This window comes from Mycobacterium simiae (genome assembly GCF_008370645.1).
GTDB lineage: Bacteria > Actinomycetota > Actinomycetes > Mycobacteriales > Mycobacteriaceae > Mycobacterium > Mycobacterium simiae_A.
The window spans coordinates 1-241 of the sequence record NZ_VTZN01000664.1 but is presented as its reverse complement, the minus strand read 5'-3'; the positions used below and the strand labels follow the sequence as shown (position 1 = coordinate 241).

At 67.6% G+C, this 241-nt stretch carries 1 protein-coding gene; it reads left to right on the top strand.

Annotated elements, in window-relative coordinates:
* On the top strand, positions 1-241 hold a 241-nt coding region (locus tag F0Q45_RS27310; RefSeq protein WP_149656739.1), incomplete at both ends, for a polyketide synthase dehydratase domain-containing protein.

The following is a 241-nucleotide window of genomic DNA, read 5'->3' as shown; positions in this document are numbered from 1 at the left end:
GTGTGGGTTGGTGGAGGAGTTGGTGTTGGTCGCGCCACTGGTGTTGCCCGCAGGGGCTGGGGTGGCGGTGCAGGTCAGCGTCGGGGGTGCTGGGGAGTTGGGTCGGCGTGCGGTGTCGGTGTATTCGCGTGCGGATAAGTCGGCTGGTTCGTGGGTGTTGCATGCGCAGGGCATGCTTGCCCCAGCGGTATTGCAGCCGGGTGCGGATTTGTCGGTGTGGCCGCCGGCCGGGGCCGAAAAG